Annotated in this window: 21 protein-coding genes; 13 read left to right on the forward strand and 8 right to left on the reverse strand. The window is 56.7% G+C overall.

Going from position 1 to position 20,465, the window contains the following annotated elements:
- Positions 1–4 precede the first annotated feature (4 nt).
- The 7 genes from BMX55_RS14525 to BMX55_RS14555 all read left to right on the forward strand — a co-directional run bounded on the left by BMX55_RS14525 (position 5) and on the right by BMX55_RS14555 (position 6,556).
- Complete coding sequence (locus BMX55_RS14525) at positions 5–1,396, forward strand: peptidylprolyl isomerase (protein ID WP_091458940.1); 1,392 nt, start codon at positions 5–7, stop codon at positions 1,394–1,396.
- Between the two features lie 11 nt (positions 1,397–1,407).
- Complete coding sequence (gene rsmA / locus BMX55_RS14530; protein WP_091458942.1) at positions 1,408–2,175, forward strand: 16S rRNA (adenine(1518)-N(6)/adenine(1519)-N(6))-dimethyltransferase RsmA; 768 nt, start codon at positions 1,408–1,410, stop codon at positions 2,173–2,175.
- Positions 2,176–2,203: 28 nt separating this feature from the next.
- Positions 2,204–2,728 (forward strand): DUF7482 domain-containing protein, encoded by a 525-nt coding sequence (locus BMX55_RS14535; RefSeq protein ID WP_091458943.1) that lies wholly within the window; start codon positions 2,204–2,206, stop codon positions 2,726–2,728.
- Between the two features lie 223 nt (positions 2,729–2,951).
- Positions 2,952–3,725: a ferredoxin--NADP reductase gene (locus BMX55_RS14540; protein WP_091458945.1), complete on the forward strand. Its 774-nt coding sequence runs from the start codon at positions 2,952–2,954 to the stop codon at positions 3,723–3,725.
- A gap of 201 nt (positions 3,726–3,926) precedes the next feature.
- Complete coding sequence (locus tag BMX55_RS14545; RefSeq protein WP_091458947.1) at positions 3,927–4,655, forward strand: TorF family putative porin; 729 nt, start codon at positions 3,927–3,929, stop codon at positions 4,653–4,655.
- Between the two features lie 62 nt (positions 4,656–4,717).
- Entirely contained in the window at positions 4,718–5,056 is a 339-nt protein-coding gene (gene glnK, locus BMX55_RS14550) for a P-II family nitrogen regulator (protein ID WP_091458949.1), read from the forward strand.
- Between the two features lie 30 nt (positions 5,057–5,086).
- A complete protein-coding gene (locus BMX55_RS14555) occupies positions 5,087–6,556 on the forward strand; it encodes an ammonium transporter (protein ID WP_177172922.1) in 1,470 nt (489 codons plus the stop codon).
- Between the two features lie 94 nt (positions 6,557–6,650).
- Here the strand turns inward: BMX55_RS14555 and BMX55_RS14560 are convergent, their stop codons facing one another.
- Together BMX55_RS14560 and BMX55_RS14565 are read right to left on the reverse strand one after the other, a co-directional pair.
- Entirely contained in the window at positions 6,651–7,745 is a 1,095-nt protein-coding gene (locus BMX55_RS14560) for a helix-turn-helix domain-containing protein (RefSeq protein WP_177172923.1), read from the reverse strand.
- Positions 7,746–7,856: 111 nt separating this feature from the next.
- Positions 7,857–8,120, reverse strand: coding sequence for a hypothetical protein (locus BMX55_RS14565; RefSeq protein WP_091458953.1), 264 nt, complete (start codon positions 8,118–8,120; stop codon positions 7,857–7,859).
- A gap of 594 nt (positions 8,121–8,714) precedes the next feature.
- Between BMX55_RS14565 and BMX55_RS14570 the strand changes: the two genes are divergently transcribed.
- The 6 genes from BMX55_RS14570 (at position 8,715) to BMX55_RS14595 (ending at position 14,183) form a co-directional block, all read left to right on the forward strand.
- The gene (locus tag BMX55_RS14570) at positions 8,715–9,461 is read left to right on the forward strand and encodes a KilA-N domain-containing protein (protein ID WP_091458955.1); all 747 of its coding nucleotides are present in this window, start codon (positions 8,715–8,717) and stop codon (positions 9,459–9,461) included.
- 127 nt (positions 9,462–9,588) lie between these two features.
- Positions 9,589–9,918, forward strand: coding sequence for a hypothetical protein (locus BMX55_RS14575; protein ID WP_091458957.1), 330 nt, complete (start codon positions 9,589–9,591; stop codon positions 9,916–9,918).
- 317 nt (positions 9,919–10,235) lie between these two features.
- Positions 10,236–10,811, forward strand: a complete 576-nt coding sequence (locus BMX55_RS14580; RefSeq protein WP_143059695.1) for a hypothetical protein — start codon at positions 10,236–10,238, stop codon at positions 10,809–10,811.
- 172 nt (positions 10,812–10,983) lie between these two features.
- Positions 10,984–11,745, forward strand: a complete 762-nt coding sequence (locus BMX55_RS14585; protein ID WP_091458961.1) for a hypothetical protein — start codon at positions 10,984–10,986, stop codon at positions 11,743–11,745.
- 710 nt (positions 11,746–12,455) lie between these two features.
- Positions 12,456–13,253, forward strand: coding sequence for a YoaK family protein (locus BMX55_RS14590; protein ID WP_091458963.1), 798 nt, complete (start codon positions 12,456–12,458; stop codon positions 13,251–13,253).
- A gap of 72 nt (positions 13,254–13,325) precedes the next feature.
- Positions 13,326–14,183 (forward strand): ProQ/FINO family protein, encoded by an 858-nt coding sequence (locus BMX55_RS14595; protein ID WP_091458964.1) that lies wholly within the window; start codon positions 13,326–13,328, stop codon positions 14,181–14,183.
- 19 nt (positions 14,184–14,202) lie between these two features.
- Here BMX55_RS14595 and BMX55_RS14600 read toward each other — a convergent pair whose 3' ends face one another.
- From BMX55_RS14600 to argS, 6 genes are all read right to left on the reverse strand, one after another.
- On the reverse strand, positions 14,203–15,777 hold the full coding sequence (locus BMX55_RS14600; protein WP_091458966.1) for an RNA polymerase factor sigma-54: 1,575 nt from the start codon (positions 15,775–15,777) through the stop codon (positions 14,203–14,205).
- Positions 15,778–15,781: 4 nt separating this feature from the next.
- Entirely contained in the window at positions 15,782–16,558 is a 777-nt protein-coding gene (gene lptB / locus BMX55_RS14605; RefSeq protein WP_091458968.1) for an LPS export ABC transporter ATP-binding protein, read from the reverse strand.
- Entirely contained in the window at positions 16,555–17,193 is a 639-nt protein-coding gene (gene lptA, locus BMX55_RS14610; RefSeq protein ID WP_177172924.1) for a lipopolysaccharide transport periplasmic protein LptA, read from the reverse strand. Before lptA ends, lptB begins: the two co-directional genes overlap by 4 nt.
- Before the next feature lie 97 nt (positions 17,194–17,290).
- Entirely contained in the window at positions 17,291–17,932 is a 642-nt protein-coding gene (locus tag BMX55_RS14615) for a thiol:disulfide interchange protein DsbA/DsbL (RefSeq protein WP_091458972.1), read from the reverse strand.
- A 55-nt stretch (positions 17,933–17,987) separates the two neighbouring features.
- Entirely contained in the window at positions 17,988–18,728 is a 741-nt protein-coding gene (locus BMX55_RS14620) for an SPOR domain-containing protein (protein WP_091458974.1), read from the reverse strand.
- Between the two features lie 15 nt (positions 18,729–18,743).
- On the reverse strand, positions 18,744–20,453 hold the full coding sequence (gene argS / locus BMX55_RS14625; RefSeq protein ID WP_091458976.1) for an arginine--tRNA ligase: 1,710 nt from the start codon (positions 20,451–20,453) through the stop codon (positions 18,744–18,746).
- Between the last annotated feature and the right edge of the window lie 12 nt (positions 20,454–20,465).

A 20,465-nucleotide genomic window follows, 5' to 3' on the forward strand; every position in this document is an offset into this window, starting at 1 on the left:
CGCCATGAACCACCGTGTCTTTGCCTTGGGCCTTGCCTGTTTGGCCGCCTTTGCCACCTCGGGTGCCAGTGCGCAGGGCTTGCGCCCAGCCCTAGCGGGCAGCAGCACCCCAAGCCTGTCGCGGGCCTTAGCCGCCCCAGTAGCGCTGCCCGCAACAGCGGCCAGTGCTGACGTGCGCCCTGCCGATTACATCGTGGCAGTGGTCAACTCCGAGCCGGTCACTTACAACGAAGTACAAACCCGCGTGGCCCGCATAGCGCAACAACTGGCAGGCCAGCCCAACCCACCGCCACTGGCCCGGCTAGAGCGCGAGGTGCTAGAGCGCCTGATTCTGGAAAAAATCCAGTTGCAACAAGCCGCGCAAAGCGGCATTCGTGTCGATGATCTGGCCGTGGCCCAAGCCGAGCAAATGGTGGCCAGCCAAAACAGCGTCAGCCGCGAAGAAATGCACCGCCGCCTAGCTGCTGACGGCATCACGCCTGAGCGTTTCCGCCAAGACCTGCGCCGCCAACTGTTGCAGCAACGCCTGCGCGAGCGCGAAGTCGATGGGCGCGTGCGCGTCACCGATTTAGAGGCCGACGCCTACTTGCGTGAGCAAACGGGCGGCCAAGGGGCCACAGCCACAGAAATCAACCTAGGCCATGTGCTGATTGCCGTACCAGAAAACCCCACCCCCGAAGGACTGGCCCAGCGCCAAGCCTTGGCCCAACAAATAGCCGACCAAGCCCGCGCCGGGGCCGACTTTGCTGCGCTGGCACGCGAGCATTCTGCGGGCCCAGAGCGCGCCCAAGGCGGCCTGATGGGCCTGCGCCCTGCCGAGCGTTACCCCGAACTGTTTAGCGCCGCCATACAAAACCTGCCCGTCGGTGGCGTGACCGGGCCACTGCGCTCTGCGGCGGGGTTCCACATCCTCAAGCTGGTCGATAAAGCCAGCACCAGCAAGCTCCCACCCATTACCCAAAGCAACGCCCGCCATATTTTGTTGCGCATCACGCCCCAACTGAGCGAGGCCGCCGCCGCTGCCCGCTTGGCCGACTACCGCCGCCGCGTGCTGGCCGGACAGGCTGATTTTGCTGATCTGGCCCGCACCCACTCGCAAGACGGCAGCGCCAAAGAAGGCGGCGATCTGGGCTGGTCTACGCCGGGGCGCTATGTGCCCGAATTTGAAGCCGTGCTCAATGCCCTGCAACCGGGCGAAATCAGCCAGCCGCTCGTATCGCGCTTTGGTGTGCATCTGATCCAACTGATGGAACGCCGCCAAGTGCAACCCAACCCACGTGAGCAGCGCGAAATGGCCCGCTACGCCCTGCGCGAGAAAAAAATCGAAGAAGCCTACAACCTGTGGGCACAAGAGTTGCGCGCCCGCGCCTACGTTGAATACCGCGACGCACCCTGATCGGCCCCCGGATGAAACACATAGCCCGCAAACGCTTCGGCCAGCACTTTTTGTCTGACCGGGGCATCATTGATGCCATTGTCGATGCCATCGACCCACAACCGGGCCAGCCGGTAGTAGAGATTGGCCCCGGCTTGGCAGCGCTCACCCAGCCCTTGGTAGAGCGCCTAGGCCGCCTGACGGTGATTGAACTTGACCGCGACCTGGCACTGCGCCTGCGCCTGCACAACCAGCTCAACGTGATTGAGTCCGATGTGCTCAAGGTGGACTTTGCCCAAGTGGCGCAAACGCTGGCGGCGCCCAAAATCCGTGTCGTGGGCAACCTGCCATACAACATCTCCACGCCCATCTTGTTCCATCTGCTGCCGTTTGTGGATGTCATTACCGACCAGCACTTTATGCTGCAAAAAGAGGTGATTGACCGCATGGTGGCCTCCCCCGCTAACAGCGACTATGGCCGCCTGTCGGTCATGCTGCAATGGCGCTATGCGATGGAAAACGTGCTGTTTGTGCCCCCCGAGAGCTTTGACCCACCCCCACGCGTCGATAGCGCTGTGGTGCGCATGGTGCCCTACGCCGAGCCAGTAGCCCTGAACCCCAAACTGCTAGAAACACTGGTGCAGGTGGCGTTTAGCCAACGGCGCAAGCTCTTGCGCCATACACTGGGGCGCTGGCTGGACGAAAAAGGCTTTACCGGCCAATTTGATGTGCAACGGCGTGCTGAAGAGGTGCCGGTGGCCGAGTATGTGGCGCTGGCGGTCGGATTGGCCGCCGCGTAGCCTGTTTAACCTTTGATGGAGTCCCAAGATGCGATACCTTCCCCTCGTGTTTGCCACTGCCGGACTCTGTTTTTTGACGGCCTGTAGCAGCCCGCCAGTCGCCACCAGTTCGGCTGAAGTCGTTTTGCCACTCAACCACGCATGGGTGGATGGCAACAAAGTAGGCTACGTCACCACCGACATCTCTGACGCCGCGATGGCGCAGGATGCTGGGGTGAACTATGTGCCCCGGCTGTCTAAGGCCGCTGCACAGACCGGAAATAACTCCCTGTTGGAGCGGGTGTACAAGTTTCCCAATGGGGAACAAATCACCATCTTCCAATCGGCACCCCGCCCCACGGGCGCGGCCAACATCGTCTCCGAATACAGCCCCTTGTGGCGCATGGCCTTGGTGCGCTGGCTTCAACCTGAGCGCGTGCGCGAACTCAAGTCTGAGGCAGAACTGTTATCTGCCGAAGACGCCGGAGAAGTATCCATCCAAGTGACGCAGATCGTGGTCAATTGCCCCGTCGTTCGTGGCGCTGACGGACAAGCGCTTCAAGGCGTACGCTAGGCGGCCTTGCACTCAGACTCAACAGCAACAAAGGGGAGATGGGATCGTCTGGAGAATTTAAGGTTTTCCTAAAACGACACCGAGTACCCACATCGGAATAAGCACCTAACCTGTAGTTGTGAGCAGAAATGTCACAATGGACGGGTTTTCCCTGCTCTTAGGGAATAGAGCCTGCCCTGCGGCCTCCTGTCCTGTTTTTTCACTTCTCGCTAGCTATTGCACCATGAGCGCCTTTCTCGAAGAACGCGTGCTGTCCGTCCACCACTGGACGGATCGGCTTTTCAGCTTTACCACCACCCGCGACACGGCACTGCGGTTCTCTAACGGCCACTTCACCATGATTGGGCTGCGCGTCGATGGCAAGCCGCTGCTGCGCGCCTACTCCATCGCTAGCCCCAATTACGAGGAGCATCTGGAGTTTCTGTCCATCAAGGTAGAAAATGGCCCGCTGACGTCGCGCTTGCAGCACATCCAAGTGGGTGACACCATCATCGTTGGCAAAAAGCCCACCGGCACCCTGCTGATTGACTACCTGCTGCCTGGCAAAAACCTGTACCTGATTGGCACTGGCACCGGCTTGGCCCCTTGGCTGGCCGTGGCCCGCGACCCTGAAACCTACGAGAGGTTTGACAAGGTCGTTGTGGTGCATGGCGTGCGCCAAGTCGAAGAGCTGGCCTACCACGACCTGTTTGAGAAAGAACTGCCTGCGCACGAGTTTTTGGGCGAGATTGTCAAAGACAAGCTGATCTACTACCCCACCGTGACGCGCGAGCCATTCCGCAACCAAGGCCGTATCACCGATCTCATCAATGATGGCACCTTCCCGGCCAACATCGGCCTGCCAGCGCTCAACCCCGAAACCGACCGCGTCATGCTGTGCGGCAGCCCCGCCATGCTGGCCGATCTGAAAGAGATGATGGAGCAGCGCGGCTTTAAAGAAGGCAACACCACCACGCCGGGCGACTTCGTCATCGAGCGCGCCTTCGTCGAAAAATAACCCCACAGCGCAGCACCAAATTGCGGCGCACCAAAACGGTGCATTGCTGTGGCTGCTGCGCCATCGGCCCTGCACTGTAGAACATGTGTGCGCTCTCAAGGCTAGAGGCGCGGGCCACGGTGATGGCACTGAGATAGAAAAGCTGGCACGTTCCGTGCTTGTGGGATGGTGAACTTATTTAACCATCCCACTGGAGGAACCATGATTGCAGCATCCCTCAAAACCCTCGGCGTCGCTCTGGCCTGCGCACTTCCCATGCTGGCCAGTGCTCAGCTGACCGGCAACTTGAGCCTGACCAGCAACTACAAGTATCGGGGCCAAGACCAAGACACCAGCCGCACTAAGGCCATCAAGCCAGCGCTGCAAGGCGGTTTTGACTATGCTTTTGGTGAAACCGGTTGGTATGTGGGCAACTGGAACTCCAGCGTCGATTGGCTCAACGGCAACTCGCTGGAAGTGGACGTGTACGGCGGCTACAAGTTCAAGGCGGGTGAGATCGATATGGATGTGGGCGCACTGGCCTACCTGTACCCCGGCAACAGCGCAGGCAACACCACAGAACTCTACGGCGCAGCCACCTTTGGCCCGGTCACGGCTAAATACTCGCACACCGTCTCTAGCGACTACTTCAACTGGGCTGGTGCCAAGACTTCCGGCAACCGTGGCCGCCACACCGGCTACCTGAATTTTGCCTTTGCCAAAGAAGTGGCCCCCAACCTCACTGCCAAGGCATCGGTGGGCTTTACCCGCTTCTCCAGCGACATCAAAGACTTGGGCGTACCTAACTACGTCGATTACAGCGTCGGTGGTGCCTACGAGTTAGACAAGGGCCTGTCACTGGGCGCTGCTATTGTGGGTGCCAACAAGAAAGCCTATTTTGGTGATGTGAACAAGGCCCGTTTGCTAGTTACTTTGACCAAAACCCTCTAAGCCTCTAAAGCCTGTAACCCATAGCGGGCGCTGCGGTGCCCCTTTTTCTGGAGGAACTGAACATGAAAATGGTGACAGCCATCATCAAGCCTTTCAAGCTCGACGAGGTGCGCGAGGCACTCTCAGACATCGGCGTGCAAGGTATCACAGTGACCGAGGTCAAGGGCTTTGGCCGGCAAAAGGGCCACACCGAGTTGTACCGGGGTGCTGAGTATGTGGTCGATTTTCTGCCCAAGGTCAAGCTCGAAGCAGCGATTGCCGAGGATCTAGTCGAGCGCGTGATTGAGGTCATTGAGACTGCCGCCCGCACCGGCAAAATCGGCGACGGCAAGATTTTTGTCTCGCCCTTGGAGCAAGTGGTGCGCATCCGCACCGGCGAAAACGGCCCCGAAGCCCTCTAGGGCCACCTTTCCCCATAGCGAGAGATTGCCATGAAAAAATTACTTGCCTCCGTTCTGCTGGGTCTGGGTGTGCTGGCCAGTGCGCTGCCCGCTTCGGCCCAAACTACGGCAGCCTCCGAGCCTGCGGCTGTGGTGGCTCCTGCTGCCCCCGCAGCGGCAGACCCTGCTGCGGTTGCCCCTGCACCTGCTGCACCGGCAGCCGTAGCGCCTGCTGCACCAGCAGCCGCTGAAGCAGCAGCCGCTGAAGCAGCCCCAGCCGCTGCACCGGCCCCCAAACTCGATTCGGGCGACACCGCCTGGATGCTCACCTCTACCTTGTTGGTCATTTTGATGATCATCCCTGGGCTGGCACTGTTTTATGGCGGCTTGGCACGCTCCAAAAACATGCTGTCGGTACTGGCACAGGTGTTTGTGATTTTTGCCCTTATCAGCGTGCTCTGGCCTTTGTATGGCTACACGCTGGCCTTTACCGGTGATGGTGCGTTCATTGGTGCGCTGGACAAGCTGTTCCTCAAGGGCATTGCCCCAGATACGCTGTCGGGCCTGCTGCCCACGATTCCTGAATATGTGTTTGTGGCCTTCCAAGGCACCTTTGCCGCCATCACGGTGGCGCTGATCGTCGGTGCTTTTGCCGAGCGTATCAAGTTCTCTGCCGTGCTGATTTTTGCCGTGCTGTGGTTCACTTTTAGCTATGTGCCTGTGGCGCACATGGTGTGGGGCGGTGGCTTCTTGGCCAAAGATGGTGCTTTGGACTTTGCTGGTGGTACCGTGGTACACATCAACGCTGGTATTGCCGGTCTGATTGGTGCCTACATGGTGGGCAAGCGCATTGGCTACGGCAAAGAAGCCATGACGCCGCACAGCCTGACCCTGACGATGGTTGGTGCCTCGCTGCTGTGGGTGGGCTGGTTTGGCTTTAACGCCGGTTCTGCTGGCGCTGCCAACGGTGTTGCTGGCTTGGCCTTTATCAACACCGTGCTGGCAACTGGCGCGGCCACCTTGGCTTGGTTGGCTACAGAAGCTCTGCACAAGGGCAAAGCATCCATGCTGGGTGCCGCTTCGGGTGCCGTGGCTGGTTTGGTCTGTATCACGCCAGCGGCTGGTTTTGTCAGCCCGATGGGTTCCATCGTCATGGGCCTGATTATTGGCCCGGTCTGCGTCTGGGGTGTGGGTGGTCTCAAGCGCATGTTGCGTGTCGATGATGCCTTTGACGTCTTTGGCGTGCACGGTTTGGGCGGCATTGTTGGTGCCTTGTTGACAGCCGTGTTTGCCTCGCAAAGTCTGGGCGGTACCGGCGGCTTGACCCCCGACACCTTCTCGATGGGCCACCAACTGTGGGTGCAAACCGAGGGCGTGCTGGTGACCATCGTTTGGTCTGGTGTGGTGTCGTTTATCTCCTACAAGGTTGCTGATGTGTTGGTGGGCTTGCGCGTCTCGGAAGAAGCCGAACGCGAAGGCTTGGACATCACCTCCCACGGCGAAACGGCTTACACCCGGTAAGCCGCCGCCCCTGCCCGGCTGTGGTGTCTGGTGGTGCCACAGCCGGGGTTCTCCCTTCTTTGCGATTGACTCCTCTGGCCTGTCATAGGCCACTTCACCCGCCCTCCAAGGCGGGTTTTTTTATGGCTGCGGCACGCACCGCCTGCACCGGCACCTTGGCCGCCGCACAGGCGCAATGGAGTGCCGCATGGCTGACCGGCTCGCCGCGCATGGCACTGGCAATGATCTGGTCGGCCCAAGGCACACCGCAAGGAGTGATGGGGGCATAGGCAGGCTCAGGGCCGCGCCATTGCTTGAGCAACTCGGCCATGCGCGCCTTGGCTTGGGCCACTTGCTCGGCAGTGACGGCGGGGGCTTCTGCGGCCTTGGGCCTGAGCGCAGGTGGCGGCGGGGCATCAGGGCGGGGCGGGGCTTCTACTATGGTGGGCAAGCGCGGCGGCGGCCGTTGGTTGTGCAGCCATGCCGGATCAAACGAGGCCCAATCGTTGAGCACCATCACCTGCACCACCCAGCCCATAGGCTGGCCCAGCGTGGCGGCATGGTGGAGCAACTGTTGGCATTGCAAGGCGTTGGGCAAGGCGGGCCTGCCTTTGGCGCGGCGCACTTGCTGCCAAGCCTGCAAAGCGGCTTGATCTGCCGGGCTTTGCAAGGATTGCAAAAACAAAGTTGATGACGATGAGGATGGCTCTTGGGGCATTGGTGCCGCAGCGGGTGGCGCTGGGCAGGGTGTGGCGGGTGGCTCCGTTGTCTTTTTCTGTTGAGGTTCGTTGCTGCCGTTCTGGGTGGTGATTTCTGCCCACTGACCGGAAAAATCACCACCACGGGGCGCAGCCAACACCACCTTGGGAGGCAAATTTGCCATCTCTTGTGCTGGAATCTCGGTAGCGCTCGGTGGCGGGGCCAAAGCCGCCTCGTGGATGCGGTACACATTGGTGCTGAAGCCGGGGGATTTGTCCACTTGCAGCACGCCCCGTGTCACCAGCAAGGCGATATGCCCTTGCACTGTGCGCTTGTGCAAGCCACACAAACGCGCCAGCCGCGCCAATGAGGGAAAGGCGACACCACGCGCATCGTTGTAATGGTGAATGATGCACAACAGCACCAACTTGGCTCCACTGGGCATATCCACCCCCCACGCCGCACGGGCCATGCGCAGGCTGGCACGGGCAATAGAAAACATTTCGGTCATGGCAAGACCTCTCCCCACACAGAGAAAAACACAAGGCACAGGCGCGCCCGCTGGCCGCTGCATGGCGGTCAGGCACTGGGCCGCAACGGCAGAAAAGAAAGACGCGGGCGCTTAGGACGCGCTCAAGGTCAGGGCGTCACACAGCAGATCGGTACTGCCATCCGTGCGAAAACCGGCCAGCCACTGCAAGCGCGGGCGGTTGTGCAGCAGCAGGGCGCGCTGGCGCTGCTGGCACCAAGTGCCAGCGTGGCTATGTGGGGGTTCGGCCAGCAAGCGCTGTAAGTGGTGGAAGGTGTGTTGCAACACCGAAGCACTGGGAAGCGAAGCAAGGCCACGCGGCGGGGCCGCAGTGTGGGAGGAAAAGGTGTCAGCCATGAATGGCTCCTTGGGGACAAACAAGGGAACCTGCCGCCTCCATCGCCAAATGGGGGTGGCAGACCATGCGGGGTTGGCGAACCGGCCCAAGGTTCCGGCACACCCTTGCGGGTGTCCCCACACAGCCCACCGTAAAGTGAATCCGTGCGCGCAGCACAACAAAAGAGAAAAGCCGCTGCCCATATGGGGTGCGGCTGCTGCGCCTTGGTAAACCGGGTCGCCAAACCCGTGCCGCGCCTTTTTCGCGCGACGGGTGCAAGTCTAACGGCGAATGGAGCTGTCGTGCAAGTGCCACGGCAAATACCGGCCCCTCGGCCCCATCGCTCCAGAATCCGTCCGCCTTGGCAATTCCCATTTTTTCCACTGTGCAACAAAATGAAACATTTCGCCTGACTCACAGACGGTTTGACTGTGAGGATGTTTTAATGGTGCATACGCGAATGCGCGTGATCCATGAAATTTTAGGTTCGCCTCAACTAGCTCGCTCATGGGGTCTTCCTATGAGTGCGGTAGGATGTGATCCTCCTATCCGACAGTTGAGCGACGTTTGGCTGTCGTCTAATCGTAGTTAGCTTCACTAATCCAGGAGTATTTATGCAGCAGTTGGCCCTAATTCCTCATGTTGACGAAGGCGGAATAATTCCTCAGCGAGTCGGTGACGGCTACATTAGCGCAACCGCACTCTGCCAATCAGTTGGAAAACGCTACTCAGACTACCGTTCGCTGAAATCTACTGGGGAATTTTTGACTGAGCTGATGGCTCAGACAGGCTTTCCCGAGCAGCAGTTGATTCATGTCATAAGCGGCGGAAACCCAACTCTTCAAGGAACTTGGGTACACCCATACCTTGCCATCAATTTGGCGCAGTGGCTGTCACCAAAGTTCGCTGTCAAAGTTTCTCAATGGGTTACGGAGTGGCAGCAAGGTCGTTCCAAGCCCGTAATGCCAGTGCATATTGAGAGGTATATGCAGAACCGCTCAAAGGTTCCATACACTCACTTCTCAATGCTCAATGAATTGACGCTCAACCTTATCGCTCCGCTTGAGCAGGCAGGCTACACACTTCCGCAGGAAATGGTTCCTGATATCTCAGAGGGAAGAATTTTCTGTAAGTGGCTCCGCGAACAACGTGGAATTGAACCGAATACTTTCCCAACGTATACCCACACCTATCCTGATGGGCGAGCTGTACAGGCAAAACTGTACCCAATTGAACTGTATGAAGATTTTAAACGCCACTTCAATGAAATTTGGTTGCCGCAACATGCGCCACGATATTTCGGACAACGTGATCAGCAAGCCCTTCAGTTTGTGACAACGCTGCTTCTTCCTGCGGCGTGAAGCTAACCAATCATTCCAGCGGAATGTCAAAAGCTACGCTTTTGCCATCCGCTGAATTCAAACGTTAGGCAGCATGAAATCCCGTGCATGCTGTCGTTGATTTCGCGGGCAACTGAAAGGGAAACACATGGCAAATAACACGATCTACTTCGAGAATCCACGCACCGGGCAAATGAAAGAAGCCCCTGTGGGCTTTTCATGGACAACTTTTTTCTTTGGCCCATTCCCTATGCTGTTTCGGGGTAGCTGGAAATGGTTTGCCATCATTCTTATCATTGCCATAATTACCTGGGGGCTGGGCAATCTTGTATTCATGTTTATTATCAATAAGTTTTACATCAAAGACTTGGTTAGCGATGGATTCAAAGCGAAATCGGTCAAGATCGGCACACTAGAGCAGGTTTCTATGTCTGTTGGCTTTCCAGTGCCAGTGCTTGAGGCCACCACTGCCGCCTAACACTTCGCTCAATCGGACAGCTTACTTTTTGGTACCTCTAAAAACTCCTGAAATTTGCTTTGCATCATTCGCAACCTATTAATTCATAAGATAGCGAATTTTAGAAATCAAGGTTTTTAGAGGTTCCCATTAGTTAGAAAGGACTATTTTTGGTATTTGGCATCACCGATATGTCATCTGTGCCATAACTTGACATCTTGCCTTTTTAGCGTAAATTTTTCTAAATCCTGAGATGGCCCCATAGTTTATGGTTATAATAGTTGCAATGTGAATTTATGTTGATTTAAATTTTATTATTATCTTGGAGGTTTTATAAAATGGATACTATTTTTAATCGAGCTTTTATTTTTTTACCGATCTTTTTACTTACTGCATGTTCCAATAGTCCCTCAGAGAGTGAAGTTAAATCAAATCTATCGTCGGCAATTGATAATTGTAGTTTTGTTAGTGTAAAAAGCGTCAAGAAAACAAATGGATTTCCTGATGGAAGCAATAAAAATAAATATGTTATGGAGGTTGATTTTGAATTGCATGCAAATCCAAAAAAAGAAATGGAATTGATATATAAAGATTATTCTGATAAACTTGAGAAATTCAATAAAATAAAAGCGAAACTGGACTCCATGCCTACTGATTCTCCAGAAATACCAAAAATCTTAGAAGATGCAGGAGTAGATGGTTTTGATGCAAGTGGTTATGGACACTATAAACGCCAAGTGGTTTATTTTGATTGTAGGCCAAAAAACAGAATTGCTAATGGGATTCTGTCTAGAGTTATTGACTCTAGATCAGAATACTCTGAAAAAGTGAAGCTAATGGGGGTTGGAGGTGATGTAAAAATGAGCGGAAAATTTTCAATGATTAAGACGGATAATGGATGGATGTTTGAGTAATAAAATAAATAACAAGGATTAATTTAATCTCTACAGTGGAAATTTTCTGCTGCGGTAAATAATTATCTATATCCACCAGCCTATCTATTGGAGGACTGCTGAGTTATCTATAGCCTTCAAAGTGGTGTTTACATGCAAGCCCCATAAAATTTACGAAAAACATAATTTTAATATGATTCACCTTAAAAAAAATATCATTGCGTTGCTTGTGGTTTCGCTTGCAATAGTTGGTTGTGGGAAAACTACTTTTAATTCAGAGGATCCTAACTCTGTCATTAACATGACTAAAGGTATGTCCAGTTCTGAAGCCATTTCCTTCATTGGTGATGCTGAGATTGCTGGAGCTGCTTTAGGCGGTCAATATAAATTAAATGGTTATTCTGTTGATGAAATAGTCTTTGAGGCAAAAAAAGCGAAGGATTTCCGAGATAAGAAAAATATTTTATTTTTAAAAGAGAAGATAAATTTTATGAGGAAAAATTCCATAAATACAGTAAATATTCATATTAGCAATCTTGGCTTTATGAATGAGCCTAGAGAAGGGTATATTTATAAAAAAGACTATTCTGCTGAAGATCTGGAGAAGCAGCTTTCTGATATATTGAAAATTCATGGCATGAATGATGATAATTTAAATGAGAAGAATAAGAGTGAAGATTTAAAAATTTCGAACCCCGATTCTCAAGTTGAAACTTATAAAAAAGAAGTCGAAAAAAAAGATGTGCAGAAGCAAAATAACGAAAAAGAATTAAAAGAATTATCATTGGCTGCCAAAGAGGCTATTGATAAAGGTTTTGTTGAGATTGAAGATGTAGAGGTAAGTAAGTGTACGGACGAAAAAATAAATAATATTAAAAAAGAAATGGGTGATGACTATGTAATCAATTACAGCACTTACAATCAAGCAGCAGTTGAATGTGGATTTAATATATGAAATTTTACTTGGTTAAATGAGTTGCTTGAATGTATTTCATTAATTAATTATTTTGAGGCTATGTGCTGGCTGTGCTAAGTCCCTAGGGGCTGTCCCACAGTATTTTGACTTACCAGCTGATGTTACGCAGCAAAAGGGATAAAGGGGCTAGGGTCGAATTATTTTTGTGCTTGGGCGGTGGTGCTAACCCGGCTACAGGGACTTCCCACTTTGTCAACCGCAGTTCATAGGTTTTCCTTCTGATGAACAGTATTCATATTCATTGATCGCAGACACACGATGGATTCAAAAACCACCGCAAAAGGACAGACTGCACACCTACAGGTGGGCTTTTGTCGGCCCATTGGGCCAATGCCCCAAATATGAACCGCTCAGTAGGACTCCATTCGTTCATCGTGCTTCAAGCACGGCCGAGTTATCGGGTTCCCCTGCTGCCGGTCTGACCTGTGGTGGTGATCTGCTATCGCACGTCCCACTCCAACAATCCGTTGATGCCACCACGGCAACTGCACCAACCATTGGCTAGTTCAGCCTCACTCTGCGGTCGTAGCACAGGATTCGTTTTAAGAATCCTGCCGTCTTGAGCCAAGAAACTATCAGCCTACTCCATCATGGGCAGGGCTTGCTGCACCTTATTGATGAAAGTGCAGGGCTTCTCCGAATAGCCCCTTGGGCGTACCATCGCCCCCCATGCCCTGTACTGTTTTGCTATGCGCCGCTTTCGCCACCTGACCGGCCAACACCGCACCGATATCAGCAACCGCCGTTTAGGCCTGTTGCTGGCTTTTAACGCGGGTGCCATCAATGCGGGCGGCTTTTTGGTGCTGCGGCTTTACACCTCGCACATGACAGGCTTTGTCTCCATGCTGGCCGACAACTTGGTGCTGGGCAATACGGTGCTGGTGCTCAGTGCGCTGGGGGCCATGCTGTCGTTCATCAGTGGTGCGGCCCTGACCGCCATTTTGGTGAATTGGTCGCTGCGGCGGCAGTTGCACAGTGCCTATGCCTTGCCGCTGCTGATCGAGGCTCTGTTGATGCTGGTGTTTGGTTTAGTGGGGGCCGTAACGCTAGACTGGCATACTCCCTTTGCTGTGCCAGTCACGGTGCTGCTGCTATCCTTCCTCATGGGGGTGCAAAATGCTACCGTCACCAAGATGTCCTCGTCACAAATCCGCACCACCCACATGACGGGGGTGGTGACTGACTTGGGCATTGAGTTGGGCAAAATGCTCTACTGGAACCGCACGGCCCGCCGCCCAGAGCAGCAGGTGCGCGCCAACCGCCAGCGCATGCACTTGTTTGTGGGCCTACTGGGTATGTTCCTGATCGGGGGCATTGCGGGGGCACTAGGCTTTAAGCATATTGGTTTCATTTTTGTGCTGCCGCTGGCATTGGTGTTGCTGGCCTTGGCCTTGCCACCGTTATGGATAGACCGGGCTTACCTGTGGCAGCCCCCACGCCGCAGCGGTGCCAACACCACCCCGGCATCACCACCATCGCCGCCCTGAAATGGGGCTTTTTGGCCATGCCTAGCCCAAGGCTGGCATCATTCGCCACTCTTTGATCTGATTTTTTGCTCCATGAACGATTCCGCGCCCGCAGCTTCCTCCACGCCCATCCCTGTAGATGCCGTTTCTGCCACCCATAACGCAGTTACTGCTACAGAAGGGGGGCCAGCACCCGCCGTGGGGGCAGAGTCTCCCGCAGGCGAGGCCAAGGCCGCCGCGCCACGCCGGAGCCGCGCCCGCCGTGGCAAGCGTGCAGCGCCTAGCACCCCAGCCACTACCGCAGCAGCGCCCGGCACCCCACCCAGCCGCACGCCACGCCCCGTACCACCCACATTAGAAAAACTGGCAGAACTCTATCCCCAGCTTTTTGGCGCGGTGTTTCGGCCCCTCAAGCGCGGCATCTTCCAAGACCTGATGGCTGCCCACCCTGAAGTGTTTGAGCGCGAAGCCCTCAAGCAAGCACTGGGGCAGCACACCCGCTCTACCCGCTACCTGCAAAGCGTAGCCACCGGCCAGCAGCGCCACGACCTGCAAGGCCAGCCCGTGGAGGCCATGGCCCCTGAGCACATCCATCACGCCCTGCTAGAGGTGTACCGCCGCCGCCAAGGGCACAACAACCCCGAAATGACAGCCAAACTGTGCGCCCGCATCGTGGCTAATTTGGAAGCCAGCGGCCTGTCGCGTGAAGACTACGCCGAGCGCGTACGCACCCGCGATGAAGCCGCCAACGCCCTGCTAGACCAAGCCTTGGGCGAGTTGGCAGAAAAAATGGCCCGCGAAGAAGCCCTGCTGCGCACCTTTGAGGCCAGCGGCCAAAAAACCGTGCAAGCCTTTGCCGATATGTATGGCATGGACGCCAACACCGTGCTGCGCGCCCTGCACAGTGCCCGTAGCCGGGCCGCCAAGGTGGCACCAGCCCCCGCAGAGTAAACAGGCCTGCACCGCCGCGCTACAGCGTTTTGCGCAGCGTGGCGGTAGGGATTTTGAGGCCTTCGCGGTATTTGGCTACCGTGCGGCGGGCGCATTCAATGCCCTGCTCCTTGAGCATTTCGGCCAATTGGCTGTCTGACAGCGGTTTGGCCGGGCTTTCGGCGGCAATAAACTGCTTGATGAGCGCCCGCACGGCGGTGCTGGAGGCATTGCCACCGCTGTCGGTGCCCAAGCCAGAGCCAAAAAAGTATTTCAGCTCGTAGGTGCCCTGCGGCGTAGCCATGTATTTGGCCGTAGTCACGCGCGAGATGGTGGACTCGTGCAGGCCCAGCGCATCGGCAATGTCGCGCAGCACCAGCGGGCGCATGGCGAGCTCACCATGCACAAAGAAGTTTTTTTGCCGCTCCACAATGGCTTGGGAGACGCGCAAGATGGTGTCAAAGCGCTGCTGGATGTTCTTGATAAACCAACGCGCCTCTTGCAAGCGCTGTTGCAGCGCTTGGTGGCCTTCTTCTTGGCGACGCCCACGCAAAGCACCGGCATAAATATCGTGGATACGCAAGCGCGGCATCACTTCGGGGTTGAGCTGCACACTAAATTGGTGCCCAGCCTGCCCATGCCCAATGCGGCGCACCAGCACATCCGGAATAATGGCATTGCGCTCTACCGAGACAAAAGGCCGCCCCGGACGCGGCTCCAACCGGGCAATCAGCGCCATCGCGGTGCGGGTTTGCTCTTCGGTAGCGGCGCACGCTTGCGCCAAGCGGCGCACGTCGCGGCGGGCCAGCCCGTCCAGCGGCTGCTGGCAGATGCGCAGCGCCAGCGCAATCGTTGCCGGTTCTTGGCCGGGTTGGGGGTGTGCCGCCAAGGCGGCCAGTTGCAACCGCAGGCATTCGGCCAGATCGCGTGCGCCCACGCCCACCGGCTCTAGCGTTTGCAACAAGCGCAGCGCTACCGTGAAATGGTGCAACAACTGCTCCATCTCGCTGTGGTGTTCGTCTCCAGCCAACTCTTGGGCCAAGGCTTCGAGCGAATCTTCCAGATAACCGTTTTCGTTGAGCGATTCAATCAGGAAATACAGCGCCGCTTTATCTTCTGGGGATAACCGTAAGCCCAGCGTTTGCCGATGCAAAAAGGCCGCCAGCGATTCGTGGCCGTGGGCTAAATCGGTGGCACTGACCTCGTTATCGTCTGCGCCGTTGCGGCTAGAGGCCGGAGCGTCCCCCCCCCACTCGCTATCGTCTGGGGCCATATCGACGCTGCCATCGCCCTCCCAATCGAGCGTTTCGGTGCTGCTGCTCTCACTGCTGCTGGTATCGGTGTCGGTGGTGCTAGCACTGCTGGCACTACTGAGCGGGGCCGACCACTCGGCAGCTGGCTCGTCGGGGGAGGTTGGGGCATCAGCGTGGGCCAGACCGAACTCCTCACGCGGAGCCTCGTCGGGGTTGCGCTCCAAAAAGGGGTTGTCGGCCAGCATCTGCTCGACTTCTTGGCCTAACTCTAGCGTCGAGAGTTGCAACAACCGGATGGACTGCTGCAACTGCGGCGTCAGGGTCAGGTGCTGCGATACGCGCAGAGACAGGCCAGGTTTCATCGGCTCACATACGGAAATGCTCACCGAGGTACACCCGGCGCACCTCGGCGTTGTTAACAATCTCAGACGGCGTGCCTTGGGCCAACACCCGACCATCGCTGATGATGCAGGCGTGGTCGCAAATGCCCAGCGTTTCGCGCACGTTGTGGTCGGTAATGAGCACGCCAATGCCACGGGCTTTTAAAAAGCCAATGATGCGCTGGATTTCAATCACCGCAATCGGGTCAATGCCCGCAAACGGCTCATCCAGCAAAATAAAGCGCGGCTGCGTGGCTAAGGCACGGGCAATCTCGACCCGCCGCCGCTCACCGCCAGACAATGCCAGTGCAGGAGAATCGCGCAGGTGATCGACGCGCAGCTCTTCTAGCAAGGCCGTCAAGCGCTGCTCAATTTCCGCCTTGCTCAGGGGTTTGCCATCGTCACCGTGTTGCAACTCCAGCACAGCGCGCACATTTTCTTGCACCGTGAGCTTGCGAAAGATAGAGGCTTCTTGCGGCAGATACGATAGCCCTAGGCGCGAGCGTTTGTGGATGGGCATACGCACCACCGACTGACCATCAATGCGGATGTCACCGCCATCACTGGGCAGCAAGCCCACAATCATGTAAAACGATGTCGTCTTGCCCGCGCCGTTGGGGCCAAGCAGCCCAACCACCTCGCCCTTTTCTACCACCAGTGACACATCTTTAACCACTTGGCGTTTGCCATAGGATTTAGCCAGATGCAGCACCTCTAGGCGGCTGCCCGCAGGGGTCTGAGCGGCGGCGGCAGGCGCGCTCATGGCTTGGGGCTGCCCAGCGCTGGGCTAGAGCGCAAGGACGACGATGCGGGCACCGCTGCTGCGGGGGAAGCGGGGGCTGGCGTGGTCTTGGGGGCCAAAATGGCCCGGACACGGCCACCCGGCGCAGCCGCACCATCCACACCACGCGGCTGACCATCGACGCTAAACACGTCGGTCAGGTTGTTATAGACAATCACCGCCCCTGTCAGCTCATCTTGCAACTTGGCACCTTGGTAGCGGCGCAACTCGGCGCGGCGCAGCAGCCGCACGGTGTCAGTGCGGCCGTTGTATTCGATGCGCTCGCCTTCGCCTTCCACAAACTCTTCCGGGGCACCGGGCGCAGCGTCGCGTTTTTGCCGGAAAAACGCGCGTTGGCCTGCCGCCGCCGTCACGGTGCCAGACTGGTAACCGTCGGCATCTTGGTGAACCTCTAAGCGATCACCACGCAACACGATAGAGCCTTTGGTCAGCACCACGCGGCCTGTAAACACGCTGCTTTGCTGCAATTCGTCATGGCGCAGGGCATCGGCCTCAATGTTCATGGGCTGATGGCGGTCGGCCTTTTCGGCATATGCCAGCGTGAACGGGGCAATAGCCAGAGAGGCAAGCAGAGGGAGCGTAGAGAGGCAGTTCATTAAAAAAGGCACGAATCTTGCAGCGATTGTAGCCATGCCTGCCCGCCAAAAAAAAGCCCGCAACAGCGGGCTATGGTCATAGGCAGGTGGGTGCCACTCAAGCCTTGATGGTGGTCAGGTGGTTGACCACCTGCAACATGGCCTGCAACCCCCCTGCCATGGTACCGTCAGTGTAATAACGGCCTGCCACCCCCATCGACGGCGTGCCTTCAACGTGATAAGCCTCTTGCAACTGCGTGGCGCGGCGCACTTGGTTGGCTACCGTGAAGGATTGGTACATCTCTTTGAACTTGGCCATGTCCAGCTCAGGCTGCTTGGCAGCCCAAGCCATGATGTCGTCGTCTTTGGCCAGCTTTTGCTTTTCAACATGGATGGCACGGAACACACGGGCATGCAATGCCTCAATCTTGCCCAGCCCCTCTAGGGTGTAGTAGAGCTTTTGGGCAGGCACAAAGCTGGCATTAAAAGCCACCGGCACACGGTGCACCACCAAATTGCTGGGGGCTGTCTTCATCCAAGTGGCAAACATCGGCTCAAAACTGTGGCAGTGGCCGCAGCTGTACCAGAAAAACTCTAGCACCTCGGTCTTGCCCGCAGGCACGTCCGAAGCCACCGGCTTGGCAAGCTTGTTGTAGTCTTTGCCCTCTTTGGGCACAGCTCCCTGCGCGCGGGCCGACAGCGGCAGCAAAGGGGCGGCCAAGGCCACAGCAGCGGTGAGGGAAAAAGCACGGCGTTTCATCAAAACATACTCCAGGTTGCGGATAGAGATCAGAGCGGTATCGGAGCACAAAAGTTCAGCGCTGCACGCGCACCAAGGCCGCATCAACACCAGCGCCATCGAGCTTTTCTTTGAGCGTTTCGGCCTCACCGCGCTTGCCAAACGGGCCAACCCGTACACGGAACACGGTGCGGCCATTTTGCTCACGCTCACTGATACGAGCCTCCCAGCCCATCATCGCCAGCTTGGCGCGCTGGGCCTCAGCATCGGTGGTGGTACCAAAAGCGCCTGTTTGGAGAAAGTAGGTAAAAGGATCATCGGCCGTGCTGGTGGTGCTGGCCGTGGTGTTGGCTCGGCTCTTGACCAAATCTCCTAGCGGATCGGCACTGGCGCTGGTCTTGGTATCGGCTTTGGCGTCGGGCTTGGCTTCTGCCTTAGTTTCGGCCTTGCTGCTCTCTGCTTTGCCATCAGGCTTAACGGTGGTCTTGGTATCGGCAGCCGTCTCAGGAGCTGACTTGGGTTCAGCGGGGCTTGGCTTGGCCGCTGGCTCGTTAGCCGAGGGCGTAGCCGCAGCAGGGACGGGATCGGCCGCCACCGAGCGGGCCGGATTTTTGCCGTAAAGCGGTGCGTTCGGGTCCCAGTCCTTATTTTTTTCGTCTTCGGCGGCGTCTTTTTCTGTACCCCGCACTGCGCCTTTGTTCAAGAAGGGCACTGGCACCTTCGTCACATACACGGCCACGGCAAATGCTGCGCCTAAACCGACCACCAAGCCCAAAATAAAACCAAGGATGGTTCCGCCCTGCTGCTGTTTTTTCATGATGATGCCTGTGCTTTACATGCGTTCGGGCGCTGAGACCCCCAGCACCGCCAAGCCATTGGCCAGCACTTGGGCGGTAGCCGCCACCAGCGCCAGCCGCGCCAGTTTGACAGCCTCATCATCCACCAAAATGCGCTCTGCATCGTAGTAGCTGTGGTAGCTGGCGGCCAACTCGCGCAGATAGAAGGTGACGTCGTGCGGAGCGTTGTCTGCCGCCGCTGCGGTGAGCATTTCGGGGTACTTAGCCAACAAAAGCATCAAGGCTTGGGCCTGTGGGCCTTGCAGCGCCGACAAGTCCACGTCTTTCAGCGTGGCTACATCGCCGCCGCCCTGCTCGGCCCAGCCGCGCAGCACGGAGCAGATGCGCGCATGGGCATACTGCACGTAATACACCGGGTTGTCGTTGTTTTGGGCCACGGCCAAATCGACATCAAAGGTGTATTCTGTATCAGGCTTGCGACTGAGCAAGAAGAAACGCACGGCATCTTTGCTAGTCCATTCGATCAAATCGCGCAGCGTGACATAACTGCCCGCACGTTTGCTGATTTTGACCTCTTCGCCACCACGCACCACGCGCACCATCGTGTGCAGCACATAGTCGGGGTAGCCTTGCGGAATGCCCACATCCGCCGCCTGCAAACCGGCCCACACACGGGCAATGGTGCCGTGGTGATCGGTGCCTTGGATGTTGACGACCTTGGTAAAGCCACGCTTGAATTTTTGAATGTGGTAGGCCACATCGGGCACAAAGTAGGTGTAGTTGCCGTCTTGCTTGCGCATGACACGGTCTTTGTCGTCACCGTAGTCGGTGGATTTGAGCCACAGCGCACCATCTTGCTCGTAGGTTTTGCCGTTGGCGATCAGGCGCTGCACCGTGGCCTCGACATGGCCGTTGGTGTACAGGCTCGATTCGAGGTAGTACTCGTTAAATTTCAAGTGGAAGGCTTGCAAATCCTTATCTTGCTCGTTGCGCAAGTAGGCTACGGCAAACTGGCGGATGTTGTCGTAATCTTCTACATCGCCATTGGCGGTGAAGGCACGATCATCGGCTTGGACGGTGGCGCGGGCCTTGAAGGCATCGGCAATGTCTTGGATGTAGTCGCCGTTGTAAAAGTTTTTGGCGGCAGGGTTTTCTGGGTCTACCGGCCAGCAGTCATCGCCCGGCTTAAAGCCCTTGGCGCGCAGTTGTGTGCTCTTGGTCAGGGTGTCAATTTGCACCCCGGCGTCGTTGTAATAAAACTCGCGGTGAACGTTCCAGCCTTGGCTGGCATACAGGTTGCAAATGGCATCGCCCAGCGCCGCTTGGCGGCCATGCCCAACGTGCAGCGGGCCGGTGGGGTTGGCAGAGACAAACTCGACCAAGATTTTTTCACCACGCTCAGGCTGGTAGCCAAATTGTGGCCCTTGGGCCAATACCTCTTGCACCACTTGCTGCTTGGCAGCGGGCAACAGGCGGATGTTTAAAAAGCCGGGGCCAGCGATCTCAATGGCCGCCACCCAGCGCTGAAAGGCCGCTGTGGCCTCTAGCGCTGCCTTGAGCTGTTCGCCCAGCGCACGCGGGTTTTGCTTGAGCGGTTTAGCCAGTTGCATGGCTGCGGTGCAAGCAAAATCGCCGTGCGCCGCCACCTTGGGCGACTCAAAAGCGGCTTTGGCACCAGCACCAGGAGAGAGTTTGTCCAGTTCAGCCGCTAAAGCGGCCAGCAGTTCTTGTTTGGCAGAGAGCATGGCCCGATTTTA

It is taken from the genome of Giesbergeria anulus (genome assembly GCF_900111115.1).
GTDB lineage: Bacteria > Pseudomonadota > Gammaproteobacteria > Burkholderiales > Burkholderiaceae_C > Simplicispira > Simplicispira anulus.

Excerpts from the sequence above, each read along its gene's own strand:
- BMX55_RS14595 (WP_091458964.1), top strand. The coding sequence starts at position 13,326 with ATGAACGATTCCGCGCCCGCAGCTTCCTCCACGCCCATCCCTGTAGAT.
- glnK (WP_091458949.1), top strand. The coding sequence starts at position 4,718 with ATGAAAATGGTGACAGCCATCATCAAGCCTTTCAAGCTCGACGAGGTG.
- BMX55_RS14600 (WP_091458966.1), bottom strand. The coding sequence starts at position 15,777 with ATGAAACCTGGCCTGTCTCTGCGCGTATCGCAGCACCTGACCCTGACG.
- BMX55_RS14545 (WP_091458947.1), top strand. The coding sequence starts at position 3,927 with ATGATTGCAGCATCCCTCAAAACCCTCGGCGTCGCTCTGGCCTGCGCA.
- lptA (WP_177172924.1), bottom strand. The coding sequence starts at position 17,193 with ATGAACTGCCTCTCTACGCTCCCTCTGCTTGCCTCTCTGGCTATTGCC.
- argS (WP_091458976.1), bottom strand. The coding sequence starts at position 20,453 with ATGCTCTCTGCCAAACAAGAACTGCTGGCCGCTTTAGCGGCTGAACTG.
- BMX55_RS14535 (WP_091458943.1), top strand. The coding sequence starts at position 2,204 with ATGCGATACCTTCCCCTCGTGTTTGCCACTGCCGGACTCTGTTTTTTG.
- BMX55_RS14620 (WP_091458974.1), bottom strand. The coding sequence starts at position 18,728 with ATGAAAAAACAGCAGCAGGGCGGAACCATCCTTGGTTTTATTTTGGGC.
- BMX55_RS14525 (WP_091458940.1), top strand. The coding sequence starts at position 5 with ATGAACCACCGTGTCTTTGCCTTGGGCCTTGCCTGTTTGGCCGCCTTT.
- BMX55_RS14585 (WP_091458961.1), top strand. The coding sequence starts at position 10,984 with ATGATTCACCTTAAAAAAAATATCATTGCGTTGCTTGTGGTTTCGCTT.
- BMX55_RS14540 (WP_091458945.1), top strand. The coding sequence starts at position 2,952 with ATGAGCGCCTTTCTCGAAGAACGCGTGCTGTCCGTCCACCACTGGACG.
- BMX55_RS14575 (WP_091458957.1), top strand. The coding sequence starts at position 9,589 with ATGGCAAATAACACGATCTACTTCGAGAATCCACGCACCGGGCAAATG.
- rsmA (WP_091458942.1), top strand. The coding sequence starts at position 1,408 with ATGAAACACATAGCCCGCAAACGCTTCGGCCAGCACTTTTTGTCTGAC.
- BMX55_RS14615 (WP_091458972.1), bottom strand. The coding sequence starts at position 17,932 with ATGAAACGCCGTGCTTTTTCCCTCACCGCTGCTGTGGCCTTGGCCGCC.
- BMX55_RS14555 (WP_177172922.1), top strand. The coding sequence starts at position 5,087 with ATGAAAAAATTACTTGCCTCCGTTCTGCTGGGTCTGGGTGTGCTGGCC.
- lptB (WP_091458968.1), bottom strand. The coding sequence starts at position 16,558 with ATGAGCGCGCCTGCCGCCGCCGCTCAGACCCCTGCGGGCAGCCGCCTA.
- BMX55_RS14570 (WP_091458955.1), top strand. The coding sequence starts at position 8,715 with ATGCAGCAGTTGGCCCTAATTCCTCATGTTGACGAAGGCGGAATAATT.
- BMX55_RS14560 (WP_177172923.1), bottom strand. The coding sequence starts at position 7,745 with ATGACCGAAATGTTTTCTATTGCCCGTGCCAGCCTGCGCATGGCCCGT.
- BMX55_RS14565 (WP_091458953.1), bottom strand. The coding sequence starts at position 8,120 with ATGGCTGACACCTTTTCCTCCCACACTGCGGCCCCGCCGCGTGGCCTT.
- BMX55_RS14590 (WP_091458963.1), top strand. The coding sequence starts at position 12,456 with ATGCGCCGCTTTCGCCACCTGACCGGCCAACACCGCACCGATATCAGC.
- BMX55_RS14580 (WP_143059695.1), top strand. The coding sequence starts at position 10,236 with ATGGATACTATTTTTAATCGAGCTTTTATTTTTTTACCGATCTTTTTA.